The sequence below is a fragment of the Streptomyces sp. NPDC002057 genome (assembly GCF_040296665.1).
In the GTDB taxonomy this organism is placed as follows: domain Bacteria; phylum Actinomycetota; class Actinomycetes; order Streptomycetales; family Streptomycetaceae; genus Streptomyces.
In genome coordinates this window covers 20053-33588 of sequence record NZ_JBEOXR010000012.1, presented here as the reverse complement: position 1 = coordinate 33588, position 13536 = coordinate 20053, and the positions used below count along the sequence as shown (strand labels likewise).

The following is a 13536-nucleotide window of genomic DNA, read 5'->3' as shown; positions in this document are numbered from 1 at the left end:
TGAAGGGCACCACCGCGGCACCGCACCACCGCACCACCGCACCACCGCGCAGAAGCCCCGAGCCCCACCGCGGCACCCCCGCCCCTCCCGAGGACAGGAACGGAAACCATGGACGCGATCTACACCGCCGTCGCCACCGCCAACGGCCGCGAGGGCCGCGCCGTCAGCTCCGACGGCCACATCGACCTCCCCCTCGCCCACCCCCAGGCCCTCGGCGGCAACGGTCAGGGCACCAACCCCGAGCAGCTCTTCGCCGCCGGGTACGCGGCCTGCTTCGCCAGCGCCATGAACCTGGTCGCCCGCCAGGAGAAGATCGACATCTCCGACGCCTCGATCACCGCCGAGGTCTCCATCGGCAAGGACCCCGCGGACGGCGGCTTCGGCCTCGCCGTGATCATGCGCGCCGAGTTCCCGGACCACCTCCAGGGCGAGGCCGGCCGGACCCTCCTGGAGAAGACCCACGCCTTCTGCCCGTACTCCAAGGCGACCCGCGGCAACATCAAGGTCGACCTCGTCGTCGAGTAGTCACGGGACTCCTCCCGTGTGAAAGCCCCGGTGCGCCCGTGCGCACCGGGGCTTTCACACAGCGGCACGAGGGGTTCGTCCGCCGTACGGCGGGCAGCCATGGGACGGCTGCCGGGCAGTGACCCGCGGGCGCTGTCCTTGGGGCGCTCGCCGGAAGGCCCGGCCGCCGCACGCGCACCCCCACCGTGCCCGTACCCACCCCGGAGGAGAACTCCCCCCATGGTCGACATCGATCGCCGCCGGTTCCTTCAACTGACCGGCGGCGCGGCCGCGTTCACGATGCTCTCGGAGAGCATCGCGCGCGCCGCCGCCATCCCGGCGCAAGGCTCCACCGGCACGATCCAGGACATCGAGCACATCGTCGTCCTGATGCAGGAGAATCGTTCGTTCGATCACTACTTCGGAGCGATGAAGGGCGTACGGGGCTTCGGCGACCCGCGCCCGGTGACCCTGCCCAGCGGGAAGCCGGTCTGGAACCAGTCGGACGGCTCCAAGGAGACCCTGCCCTTCCGGCCGACCAGCGCCAAGCTGGGCATGGAGTTCCTCCAGGGCCTCAACCACGACTGGGCGGGCGGCCAGAAGGCCTTCAACAAAGGCCGGTACGACCAGTGGGTGCCGGCCAAGACCAAGGCCACGATGGCGTACCTCACCCGCGAGGACATCCCGTTCCACTACGCGCTCGCCGACGCCTTCACGATCTGCGACGCGTACCACTGCTCGTTCATCGGCTCGACCGACCCGAACCGCTACTACCTGTGGAGCGGTCACACCGGCAACGACGGCACCGGCGGCGGACCGGTCCTCAACAACGCCGAGGCGGGGTACGGCTGGAAGACCTACCCCGAGCGCCTGGAGGCGGCCGGGGTCTCCTGGAAGGTCTACCAGGACATCGGCGACGGACTGAACGCGGCCGGTTCCTGGGGCTGGATCAACGACGCCTACCGCGGCAACTACGGCGACAACTCGCTGCTGTACTTCAACACCTACCGCAACGCCCAGCCGGGCAACCCGCTGTACGACAAGGCCCGCACGGGCACGAACGCCAAGGCCGGCGACGCCTACCTCGCCGACCTGCGCGCCGACGTCCAGGCCGGGCGGCTGCCCGCGATCTCCTGGATAGCCGCCCCCGAGGCCTTCACCGAGCACTCCAACTGGCCCTCCAACTACGGCGCCTGGTACATCGCGCAGGTCCTCGACGCGCTGACCGCGAACCCGGACGTGTGGGCCCGTACCGCCCTGTTCATCACGTACGACGAGAACGACGGCTTCTTCGACCACGTCGTCCCGCCGTACGTCCCCGCCTCCGCCGCGCAGGGCCTCTCCACCGTCGCGACCGCGCTCGACCACTTCCCGGGGAAGACCGGATACGTCGCCGGCCCGTACGGCCTCGGCCCCCGCGTCCCGATGCTCGTCGTCTCGCCCTGGTCCAAGGGCGGCTACACCTGCTCCGAGACCTTCGACCACACCTCGGTCATCCGCTTCATGGAGCAGCGCTTCGGGGTGACCGAGCCCCAGATCTCGCCCTGGCGGCGGGCCGTCTGCGGCGACCTGACCTCGGCCTTCGACTTCACGCGTACGGACACCTCGGCGGCGACGCTGCCGCCGACCGCCGGCTACTACCCGCCGGACCGGAACCGGCACCCCGACTTCCTCGCCACCGCCCCGGCGGCCGGCACGATGCCCCGCCAGGAGCGGGGCGGCAAGCGGACCCGCCCGCTGAGGTACGCGCCCCACGTGGACGGCGCCGCCGACACCGCGGCGGGCACGTTCCGCCTCACCTTCGCCGGCGGCCCCTCGGCGGGCGCCCAGTTCTACGTGACCTCGGCGAACCGCACCGACGCCCCGTGGACGTACACGACGGGCGCCGGCGCCACGGTCTCCGACACCTGGAACACGACGTACTCGAAGGGCCTCACCGACCTCACGGTGCACGGCCCCAACGGCTTCGTCCGCCGCTTCCGCTCCCCCGGCAAGACCGCGACCCCCGAGGTCAGGGCCCGCCACAACGGCACCACGGGCAACCTGGACCTGACCTTCACCAACGCGACCGCGGCGGCCGTCACCCTGACGGTCACCAACGCCTACGCGGGCACCCCGCAGTCGGTGCAGGTCCCGAAGGGCGGGACGGTCACCCACACCGTCGCCCTGACGGCCTCGGCCCGCTGGTACGACGTGACGGTCACGACCCCGTCCGCCCCGGACTTCCTGCGCCGCCTCGCCGGCCACGTGGAGACGGGCGCCGCGGGCGTCTCGGACCCGGCGATCCTGACGTACTGAGGGCCGGGTCCGGGCCTCAGGAGCGGTCCATCATGAGCATCTGCTCCTCCGTGTGATGCTCGCCCTCGGCGGGCGGGAGGGCGTCGAGCCGGGCCAGCAGCCCGGGGTCGAGCCGGACCTCGGTGGCCGCCGTGTTCTCCTCGACACGGTCGGCCCTGCGGCTGCCGGGGATCGGCACGACGTCCTCCCCCCGGGTGAGCAGCCAGGCGAGGGCGACCTGCGCCGGGGTGGCGCCGGCCAGCGCGGCGACGGCCCCGATCTCGTCGGCGATGCGCAGGTTCCGCGGGAGGTTCTCCGCGGTGAAGCGCGGATTGTCCGCCCGCAGGTCCGAGGTGTCGAAACGCCCGGCCGCGCGGACGGTGCCGGTGAGGAAGCCGTGGCCGAGCGGCGAGTACGCCACGAAGCCGATGCCCAGTTCCCTGAGCACCGGCAGTACGGCCTCCTCGGGGTCCCGGGTCCACAGGGAGTACTCGGACTGGACGGCGGTGACGGGGTGGACGGCGTGCGCGCGTCGGATGGTGGCGGGCCCGGCCTCGGAGAGGCCGATGTGCCGGACCTTGCCCTCGGCGACCAGCTCCGCGAGGGCGCCGACCGTGTCCTCGATCGGGACGCGGGGGTCGACGCGGTGCTGGTAGCAGAGGTCGAGGTGGTCGGTGCCGAGCCGCCGCAGCGAACCCTCCACGGCGACGCGGACGTTCTCCGGGCCGCTGTCGAGCCGCCCCGGGCCGCCGCCCGCGTGCGAGACCAGACCGAACTTCGTGGCGAGCACCACCTGGTCGCGACGGCCGCGGATCGCCCGGCCGACGAGCAGTTCGTTGGTGTAGGGCCCGTAGATCTCGGCGGTGTCGAGGAGGGTCACCCCGAGGTCGAGGGCGCGGTGCAGCGCGCGGACCGATGCCGCGTCGTCCGTGCCGGAACCTGTGTAGCCGAAGGACATGCCCATGGTCCCCAGGCCGATCCTGGAGACCTTCAGGCCCCCTGCGCTCGTGTGCTTCACCGGGCCGCCTCCTTGGGGCGCGAGGGTGGGTGGGGGGGGGAACCGCCGGGGCACCGCCCCCTCCGGCCGGAGGGGGCCGGCACGGAGGGGACGGTGCTGCCCGGCGGCGGCAGGGGGAGGTCAGACCTCGTACTCGACGCCGACGCCGCCGAAGTGGAGCCGGCCCTGGACGAGGACCCGCTCGCCCCGCTCGTCGTAGCCGGTGAGGAGTCCGGACTCCATCAGCCGGACGACGATCTGCGTGCTCAGCTCCTGCCGGCCGATCGCGCCGAGGCGCTTGACGAGGGTCTTGTAGCCGAACTCCTCCTCGGCGAGGTCCTGGAAGACCTGGCGGGCGTCGTCGTCCATCGGGTACTGGGCCATGTCGGTCCCGTCCCCGTTGGCCAGGACCTCCCGCTGCTCCAGCCGGAAGCCGAGCGGCTCGACGCGGTAGTGCGGCTTGAGCACGGCCTTGCCGCCGGTCCACCGGAAGCGGCTGATGCTGTTGAGCTGCTTGGTGAGGTCGCTGATCCAGCGGACCCGGGCCGGGTTCAGCTCGTTCTCGCTGAACTCGTCGCTGAGTCCGGGGCGCTGGTGCCGGCCGATGGAGATCATCGTGGACGCCCGGTCGCGGAAGGACGTCACGGTGCCGCCGGAGTCCTCGGGGCCGTTGCCCACCAGGCTCTCGAACCACGCCCTGCGGATCAGCCGGTCGTCGTCGGACTCGGTGATGCGGCGCTTCCGCCAGAACTCCGAGTCGGGCTCGGTGAAGGAGGCGAAGGTGTAGAAGGAGGCGAGGAACTGGTGGTACTGCTCGTACGCCTCGCGGTAGGTGCGGTTGTACCAGGCGTGCACCGCGTCCTTCTCGTCCCCGTGATGGGTGATCCGGTCGATGGCCGCGGCCGCGGAGACGGCCGACTGCGAGGCCAGGTGCACGCCCTGCGAGAACAGCGGGTCGGTGAAGCAGGCGGCGTCACCGCAGAGGAAGAAGCGGTCGCCGGAGTACACCTCGGTGTCGTAGGACCAGTCCTGGACGATCCGCACCTCGTCGACCTGCTTCGCGCCGTCGAGGATCTTCATGGCCTTGGCGCACTTCGCGAGGGTGGCCGAGTAGAAGGCGTCGGCGCCCTGTTCGCGCACCTCGGCGGATTTCGAGCGGTCGACGACGAGCCCGACGCTGTAGACGTCGCCCTTCAGCGGGATCATCCAGACCCAGCCGTCCTCGAAGGTGATCGAGTACGTGGTGCCCTTCAGGTCCCCCTCGAAGGGGTCCTTGAGCTCGAAGTACGACCAGACCGCGAAGTTCCGGTAGAACTCGTCGTACTGGCGGACGCCGAGCTTGCGGGCGAGGGGGCCTCCGGAGCCGCCCGCGTCGATGACGAAGTCGCTCTCGACGACGACGCTCTCGCCGCCCCGGCGCACCGTCAGCACGACCCGGTCCGGGTCGGAGAGGTCCACGTCGGTGACGGGGGTCTCCTCGTGCACGGTCACGCCGCGGTCGCGGGCCTCGTCGAGGAGCAGCTTGTCGAACTGGCCGCGGTTGACCTGGACGGCGTGGTCGAAGACCCAGGGCTTGACCTTGGGCGCGGCGAACGAGAAGGTCCACGGGGCCTGGTCCTGGCCCCAGAGGAAGGTCGCCGAGGGCTTCTTGACGTAGTTCTGGGCGTCGATCTTCTCCTGGAGGCCGAGGCGGTTGAGGATCGACATCGTGCCGGGCAGCAGGGACTCACCGATGCGGTACCGGGGGAAGGCCGACCGCTCGTAGATGGTGACGTCGTGGCCGAGCTTGTGCAGGGTGAGGCCCGCGACACTGCCGGCCGGCCCTCCACCGATGATCGCCACCTTCGATCGTGCCATCACGTACTCCTTGGGACGGGGACGGGCTGACGGGACTCCGCGCCGGGGCGGCGCGGATCCGGTTGGGAACGGGCGCGGCCGGACGGGCCGGCGCGCCGGTGGTGCGGGCGGGGGCGGGTGTTCACTCCCCGTCGGCGCTCGGCCGGGACCGCAGCTTCTTCATGCGGTCCGACATCCCGATGGTGTCGACCACATTGATCTTCGAGGGCATCTTGAACGGTTCGACCCGGCCGGAGAGGAACTCCGTGACGTGCCTGCGGAGCTCCGCGCGGCTGAGCGGGTCCCGGGGTTTGACGTCCACGCAGACGGACTGGCCGGTGATCGCGTTCGGGCTGCCGTACACCACGCAGTCCTCCACGAGGGGACTGCCCAGGAGGACCGACTCGAGTTCGAGCGGGAGGAGCTTCTCGCCGCCGACGTTGATGATCTCCTTGGCCCGGCCCTTGATCCGGAGGTAGCCGTCGGCGGCCTCCTCGACGAGGTCGCCGGTCCGGAACCAGCCGTCCTCGGTCAGCGCGTCGTCGTCGTAGTTCAGATAGCCGAGGAACTGCGTCCGGCTCCTGAGCTGGAGCTCGCCGTCGACGACCCGGTGCTCCACCCCGTCTCCGGAGATCTTGAAGTACGTGCTGCTCGACGACTCGCTGGTCGTGGTGGCGATGCCGGTCTCGCTGGTGCCGAAGGTCTGGAGGAGCCGCACCCCGGGGAAGGTCCGGTGGACGCGCTGGAGCAGTTCGTCGGACATCGGCTCGGTGCCGTAGGTGATCAGCCGCAGGCTGCTGAGGTCGTGGGTGCGGTGGTAGCCGCCGACCATGATCAGGTTGAGGTAGGTCGGGCTCGTGGGAAGGACGAGGATCCGGTGGCGTTCGATCAGCGCGCAGATCTCGTCCGGGGTGCGGTGCCGGGGAAGGACCGCGGTGCCCCCGACGAGCAGGGTGCTGAGCAGCGAGTTGATGCCCCCGATGTGGTCGAACATCAGCACCATGAGGATGTTGAGGGCGTTCGACCGGCGACGGGGCCGCTTCTGCAGCTTCTCGTCGACGAGGACGTCCAGGTTGTGGAGGATGACCTTCGGCGCGCCGGTGCTGCCGCTGCTGAGCAGGACGAGTCCCGCCGCGTCCGGATCGCCGAGCCTGCCGTGCACGGTCCCGGGGCCCCCGGGGGTGTCCGCGCCTCCTCCGGCGTCCGGGCCTCCTCCGGCCTCCGCCGGTCCCACGAGCTCCTCGATCTCGACGCCGTCGCCGCTCGCCTTGACCAGGTGCCCCGGCCGGCAGTGCTCGACGAGGGTGCCGAGCGTGGTGTCGGTGAGCGTCACCACCGGCACGACGACGTTCCTGCCCAGGTGGAGCGCGAAGAGCACCGCCACGGAGTCCAGCGAGTAGTCGCCGTGGACGACCACGGTCTCCCGGGGCCTCACCCCGTGCAGCACCAGCCGCTCCCGGACCTCGCGGATCCGCTGGAGGAGTTCCGCGTACGTGACGGCGGCCCCGCGGTCGAAGAGCGCCGTCCGCGTGCCGAAGTCCTCGAACCTCCGCACCAGTTCGTCGCGCATTCAGTGCACACCCCCAAGATAGAGCGTCTCGCCCGTGATGAACTCCGACTGCCGGCCGATCAGGAACTCCACCGGCCCCACGATGTCGGCCGTCGTGCACTGCCGGGATATCGCCTGGCGCTCGATCAGCGCATCGATCTTCGCCCGGGGAACCGTTCTCGTGAGGACGGTGTGAACGGGCGGCAGCCCTATTCCGTTCACTCTGATGCCGAACGCCGACAACTCCTTGCTCATCACGCGTACGAGCTGTTCGACCGCGCTTTTACTGGCCGAATAGGCGAGTTGTCCTTCGAGGGCCCAGGGAACGGCGACCGTGGAGACGTTCAGGATCGCGGAACCCTGTTCCGTCGACTTCCGCAGCAGTCTGACGGCCTCGCGGCAGCAGTTGAGAGCCGCGAAGAAATTGATGTCGAATATCTTTCGGGACACCTCGTCGGGCGTCGTCATGAAATGGTTCATCGACGACGTCCCGGCGTTGTTGATCAGCGCGTCGAGCCTGCCGTGCTCCCGGCGCACCAGCCGGAACATCCGCTTCGTCTGGTCGGGGTCCGCCAGGTCCGCCTCGTGGTGCCGGTACCGGGGGTGGTCGATGGTCGAGGGTCGCCTGCTGCACCCGACGACCTCGTGGCCGGCCTCCAGGAAGTGCTCCGCGAGGGCCCTGCCGATGCCGGTCCGGGTGCCGGTGATCATGAGGATCATCAGAGGGACGACCTGCGCTAACCGCGCACGTCGGCGAGTCGGAGCTCCTCCTCGACGAAGCCGATCAGCCTGCGGACGCTGCTGAACGGGCTCACCTGGCGGGACACGGCCTTCTCGGACGTGAGCGACACCTCGGCGCCGAACTCGTCCTCGATGTTCTCCTCCACCAGCGAGAGGAAGGCCACCAGGTACATCGACTCGAAGACGCCGGAATCACCGTACAGACACAGGTCGAGCACATGATCGGTGGGAATCTTCTCCTCGCGCGTCAGATTGATCTCGTCGAGCGCCGCCACGACGACCTTCTGGATTCGATCCGTCACTTTCAGACCTCCGCCCAGCGTTGAAGAAAGAACAGATCCGGTCGGCATCCGGTGGGGACACCCCGGTCCGACGCCTGGATTTTTATGTCATAGGCCCCTGGCTCACGCAAGGCCGTTCAGGCCGGGGCGAACCACGGCTCCTGTGCAATCCCGCCCGCGCCGGGGAGTGTTCAACTGTCCGGCCCATTCAGTTGCACACCGCGTCGGTCTGCACACCCTTGCGGGCGGCGATCGATGTCCACAGACTTCACCAACGCCGGCCCCGAAAGGGCCGGGCCCGCAAAGCGAAGAGATGGAAGGGGTGGGCCATGCGTGACCACACGGACGAGAAATCCGGCGCGGCCGGGCAGGACGACGGGCACGTCCGGATCGGCGGGCTGCCGGCCTTCGACCCGGACGACCCCGCCGAGAACGCGGTCATCGACCGGCTCGTCGGCAACTGGCACCGGCGCGCGGCGGTCAAGCGCGAGGAACCCGACGTCTACGCCCTGTTCGACCCCGCGCGCCCCGACTTCCGGGACGACATGGTCCCCTTCCGGGCCCACCCGATCTGGGAGCGCCTCTCCGAGGAGGCCCGTTCACGGTTGCTGAGCTGGGGCTGGGTCGCCTACAACCGGAACACGGTGCTCATCGAACAGCGGATCGCCAACCCGGCGTTCGAGCTGGTCATCGGCGGCGCTTACCCCGGTCTCGGCGGCCAGCAGCTCGAACTCGCCGTCGCGCAGGCCATGGTGGACGAGCAGTACCACACGCTCATGCACATCAACGGCAGCGCGGTGACCCGGCGGATGCGCCGGAGCGACTTCTCCGACCGCGTGCTGCCGGACTCCCACATCACCCTGATCCACCAGGAGCACCTGGACCGCTGCGAGGAGCCGTGGCAGCGCAGCCTCACCACGCTGGGCTTCGCGACGGTCGCCGAGATCTCCATCAACGCGTACCTCGACCTGCTCGCCGACGACCAGCGGATCCAGGTCGTCAACTCCACCACGGTGAAGCTCCACAACCGCGACGAGTACTGCCACGCCTCCATCTCCGGGGAGATGATGAAGCAGGTGTACGAGGCCCTCCCGGCCGACCGGCGCCGTTTCCTCCTGGAGAAGGTCGTGGCCGGTCTGGAGGCGTTCGTCGCCCCCGACTTCGCCACCTGGGAGACGATCGCCGCCTTCGAGGGCGTCCCCGGCTGGGAGAAGGCCGCCGCCGAGGTCCGCGAGGAGCAGGGCGGTACCCACCTCGTGCAGGACCACTCGGGGATCCACACCCTCCTCACCGAGATGGACGTCCTCGACGAGGTCGAGTTCGGCTGGGGAACGACGGTGACCCGGTGACCGTCGGCACCCCGCCCCCCGGGACGACGGCCCGGGCCGGGCTGCGCCCCGGCGCGGTCGCCGTCCGCGACATCTACGGCTTCCTCGCCGACCTCGGCATGGACTGCGACGTCAACCCGTGCACGGCCTTCGTCGGGACCGTCGACCCCGGGCGGATCGCGGACGCCGCCGGCTGGCGGGAGTTCGTCACCCGGCTCGGGCTGCCCCGGGCGCTCTCGCACGTGGTCGAGGTGGCGGAGGAGGACGTGGTCGTCAGCCTCGACCCGCGGCCCGGACCGGTCGACGGCGGCCCGGACGCCCTGGCGGACCTGGTCACCGCCCACCACAACAGCCGTCCCCTGCGGCTCGACGAGGCGGTGCACCTCGCGTACTGGCCGCACGCGAACGGCGAGTACGTCGTCTTCGTGAAGTTCAGCCACCTGATCGTCGACCTGATCGACGTGGTGGACCTGCTCCAGCGCGTCAGGTCCCATCTGCGCGGCGAGACCCCGCAGGGCAGGATCGGCTCCCGCTACCGCCACCACGAGCGGACCGTGCGGCAGTACGCCGACCTGCCGGCCGCCGACCCCGCGGAGGTCACCCGGGCCCTCGGCGAGCTGCCCACCCCGGGCCGCAAGGGCATCCCGACGATCTCCGCGTCGGTGGAGGACTGGCTCCCGCTCCGGGAGGGCGTCACCTTCGACGAGCTGCTCAGCGCCGTCACCACCGCCCTGCTGCCCACCCTGGGCGGCGGGATGGTCCTCCAGTACCCCTACTCCCGCTGGGAGTTCGCGACCAAGGGCGGCTACTACGTCGAGATCAAACCGCTCGTCGTCCGCCCCGGACCCGCCGCCTCCCACACCCCGGAGCACTTCGCGGAGACCCGGCGGGCGCAGGAGGCCCTCGGCCGGTTCACGATGTCCGACCTCGACACCTTCGCCCGGGCGTTCACCCGCGGCCGGATGCCCCGTGTCGTCGTGTCCGACACCACGTTCATGCGCCCGGAACCGGACCTGTGGCGCTGGGTCCCGGTCCGCAGCGCGCGCGTCTTCGAGGACCTCAAGTTCCTCGCGGACCGGTCGTGGCCGGGCCCGCCGCTGTTGCGCATGCAGTACAAGCGCGGCTTCCTCGCCCCGGAGACCGCGGCCGACGTCCTCGACCGACTCAAGCAGCGAATTGGAGCACGTGGTGAAACTGCCGGACCTGCTGACTGACCTCTTCCGGCGCCATCGCGGACGGACCGCGCTGCGGACCGCCGGACGGAGCTGGACGTACGAGGAACTCGACCGGGTCACGGGCGCGCTCGCCGACCGGATCGACCGTGAGTGCCCGGCGGGCCGCCGCGTCCTGGTCGCCGGGGAGCACAGCGCGGAGGCCGTCGTCTGGGCCCTCGCCGTGATGCGCAGCCACGCCGTCCACACCCCGATGAACCCCGGGCTGCCCGCCGACCGGTTCGAGGAGTTCGCCCGGGTCGCCGACGCCGCGCTCCTCGTCTGCTTCGACCGCGAGGCACTGGTGCGGGCCGAGAAGGCCGGCGTCCCCGCCCTGCACGCCGGTGACGTGGGCTGGCCCACCGGCCCGGCGGACGCGGACGCCGCCCCCGGGCGGGCCGCCCGCTCCCGCGTCGCGTACTCCATCTTCACCTCCGGCTCGACGGGCGACCCCAAGCTCGTCGACGTCGGCCACGGCGGCCTGCTGAACCTGTGCCGCTCCCTGCGGCGGCTCCTCGACATCACACCGGACGACGAGGTCCTGCACTTCGCGTCCCTCTCCTTCGACGCCTCCATCAGCGAGATCCTCGGCACCCTGTACGCGGGGGCGACGCTCGTGGTCCCGGTCCGGGACCAGGCCTCGTGGCTGGGGTCCGTCTCGCGGTACCTCGCCGCCCACGGCTGCGACCTGGCCATGCTGTCGCCGTCCGTCTACGCGCGGCTCGACGAGGAGGCCCGCCGGCGCATCCGGAAGGTGGAGTTCTGCGGCGAGGCCCTGGGCGAGAACGAGTACCACCGGGCCGCCCGGTACAGCCGGGTGTTCAACGCGTACGGCCCGACGGAGGCCACCGTCTGCTTCTCCCTCGCCGAACTGACGGCGTACAGCCCCAGCATCGGGGCCCCGGTCGACGGCTTCCGCGCCCTGGTCCGCGACCCCGACACCGGCGCCCTCGGCACCGCGGGGACGGGCGAGCTCGTCATCGTGGGCGACGGCGTGGCACTCGGCTACGCGGGCGGGAGCCCGGCCGAGAACAAGGTGTTCGAGACGGTGGACGGCTCCCCCGCCTACGCCACCGGGGACGTCGTCGTCCTCTCCGACGACGGCCACCTCGCGTACGTCGGACGGACGGACCAGCAGGTCAAGCGCCTCGGGCACCGGGTCAACCTCGCCCATGTCGAGTCCACGCTCGCCCGCCGCCTGGACCGGGAGGTGACGCTGGTGCGGCAGGACGCCACGATCCTGCTGGTCACGGCCGCCGGCGGCGGGGCCACCGAGGAGTCGCTGATGGGCCGGATCCGGAGCCTGGTCCCCGTCTGGGAGGTGCCCGACCGGGTCGTGCTGGTCGACGCGCTCCCGCTGACCTCCGGCGGGAAGCCCGACCGCCGGGCCCTGCGGGAGCTGCTCGCCTCCCCCGCGGCCGCCCCGGCCGGGGACCCGGCGGAGCTGCGCCGGGTGCTCGACGTGGTGACCGCCGTCCTGGGCCAGGAGATCGGCCCGGAGACGTCGATCTTCGACGCGGGCGGCAGCTCCCTCGCGATGATCCAGATCCAGGTCAAGCTCTCCGAGACGTACGGCGAGGAGGCCGTCGAGGCCGCGTTCGCCGCGATGGACTACGACTTCGCCCCGGCCGCCTTCCTGCGCCACCTGGCCGGAGAGACCGCCGCCCCGGCGGAGTCCGCCGTCGGGACGCTGCTGCGCCGGGTGGAGTCCGAACGCGACGCCCTGCGCGCCGAACTGCCCGCGCTCCTGCACGACACCCGGCACGAGCCGGCGCCGTGGGCCGGGACCGGTGCCGGGATCGTGCTCCTCACCGGCGCGTCCGGCTTCATCGGAGGGCACGTCCTCGACCGGCTGCTCGCCGCCGGCCGGCCCGTCCTGCTCGTCAGCACCGGCGCCCCCGACCGGGTCGTCGCCCGGCACCGCGACCGGTTCGGGCGGGACCGGGCCGACTACGCCCGGGTGCGGGGGATCACCTACGAGGAGCTGGCCGGATGGGTGGACCGGCGGCGCGGCCCCGTCCTGGACGCCGTGGTGCACTGCGGCTACCAGGTCAACCACCTGCTGCCGCTCGACAGCCAGATGAACGGCAGCGTGGCCAACACGGCGCTGGTGGTCCGGGGCGCCGCGGCCCTCGGCGCGCGCTCCTTCGCCTTCCTCTCGGCCGCGTCGGCCGGGACCGAGTTCCTCCCCCTCTCGGCCGGGACGCTCACCGCCGTGGGCGACCCCTACTCGCGGTCGAAGCTGATCAGCGAGGAGTACGTGAACACCCTGACCGCGCTGGGGTGCGCGGTCACCCACCACCGGCCGGGGCTGGTCTACGGGCACCGGCCCGAGGACCTCGGCCACCTGGACGGCGACTGGTTCACCGCCCTGCTCGGGACGGCCCGCAGGACGGGCTCGATGCCCCGGCTCAGCGGCCACGTTCCGGTCTGCGACGTCGGCACCCTGGCCGAGTCCCTCGTCGGGACCACGGCCCCGGGCACCGACGCCCGGTCCTCGGTCGTCGTCCACCGCACGTACGCCCTGGACGAGCTCCTGCGCCACACCGGGCTCACGGAGTCCGACGTGACGGAGCCCGCCGAGTGGTTCGAGCGGGTACGGAGCGACGGAGAGGTCCCGGCGCCGCTGCTCGCCGCCATGCAGGCGGCGCTGAGCGGCCCCGGCTGGCCCACCCCCCACCACGAGGCCGACCACGACATCCTCGGCCGGCTGCTCGGCTCCGTGCGGGCCGCCCGCACCGGGGACGGCGCGCGGACCGCCGCGGAGACCGGGAACGGCGCCGTCCACGCGTCGTCGTCGCGCTAGCGGGAA

General features: G+C 71.4%; 10 protein-coding genes. 5 read left to right on the top strand and 5 right to left on the bottom strand.

The features are described 5' to 3' along the window. The first annotated feature begins 108 nt into the window (after positions 1–108). Both ABT129_RS12885 and ABT129_RS12880 read left to right on the top strand, forming a co-directional pair. Entirely contained in the window at positions 109–525 is a 417-nt protein-coding gene (locus ABT129_RS12885; protein ID WP_351900185.1) for an organic hydroperoxide resistance protein, read from the top strand. Positions 526–744: 219 nt separating this feature from the next. After that, positions 745–2802, top strand: a complete 2058-nt coding sequence (locus ABT129_RS12880; RefSeq protein ID WP_351900183.1) for a phosphocholine-specific phospholipase C — start codon at positions 745–747, stop codon at positions 2800–2802. 16 nt (positions 2803–2818) lie between these two features. Here the strand turns inward: ABT129_RS12880 and ABT129_RS12875 are convergent, their stop codons facing one another. The 5 genes from ABT129_RS12875 to ABT129_RS12855 form a co-directional block, all read right to left on the bottom strand. Beyond that, positions 2819–3799 (bottom strand): aldo/keto reductase, encoded by a 981-nt coding sequence (locus tag ABT129_RS12875; RefSeq protein ID WP_351900181.1) that lies wholly within the window; start codon positions 3797–3799, stop codon positions 2819–2821. A gap of 120 nt (positions 3800–3919) precedes the next feature. Beyond that, complete coding sequence (gene cmlS / locus ABT129_RS12870; RefSeq protein ID WP_351900179.1) at positions 3920–5635, bottom strand: chloramphenicol-biosynthetic FADH2-dependent halogenase CmlS; 1716 nt, start codon at positions 5633–5635, stop codon at positions 3920–3922. 121 nt (positions 5636–5756) lie between these two features. Continuing rightward, positions 5757–7184, bottom strand: coding sequence for an ANL family adenylate-forming protein (locus ABT129_RS12865; RefSeq protein ID WP_351900177.1), 1428 nt, complete (start codon positions 7182–7184; stop codon positions 5757–5759). Next, positions 7185–7874: an SDR family NAD(P)-dependent oxidoreductase gene (locus tag ABT129_RS12860; protein WP_351900175.1), complete on the bottom strand. Its 690-nt coding sequence runs from the start codon at positions 7872–7874 to the stop codon at positions 7185–7187. Positions 7875–7900: 26 nt separating this feature from the next. Next, positions 7901–8206, bottom strand: coding sequence for a hypothetical protein (locus tag ABT129_RS12855; RefSeq protein ID WP_351900173.1), 306 nt, complete (start codon positions 8204–8206; stop codon positions 7901–7903). Positions 8207–8514: 308 nt separating this feature from the next. Between ABT129_RS12855 and ABT129_RS12850 the strand changes: the two genes are divergently transcribed. Genes ABT129_RS12850 through ABT129_RS12840 form a run of 3 tightly spaced genes read left to right on the top strand, consistent with a single transcriptional unit; the run spans position 8515 to position 13530 of the window. Beyond that, positions 8515–9534, top strand: a complete 1020-nt coding sequence (locus tag ABT129_RS12850; protein WP_351900171.1) for an AurF N-oxygenase family protein — start codon at positions 8515–8517, stop codon at positions 9532–9534. Beyond that, positions 9531–10727, top strand: coding sequence for a hypothetical protein (locus ABT129_RS12845; RefSeq protein WP_351900169.1), 1197 nt, complete (start codon positions 9531–9533; stop codon positions 10725–10727). The genes ABT129_RS12850 and ABT129_RS12845 overlap by 4 nt, the downstream gene beginning before the upstream one ends. Next, positions 10702–13530, top strand: a complete 2829-nt coding sequence (locus ABT129_RS12840; RefSeq protein ID WP_351900167.1) for an AMP-binding protein — start codon at positions 10702–10704, stop codon at positions 13528–13530. The genes ABT129_RS12845 and ABT129_RS12840 overlap by 26 nt, the downstream gene beginning before the upstream one ends. The last annotated feature ends 6 nt before the right edge of the window (positions 13531–13536 follow it).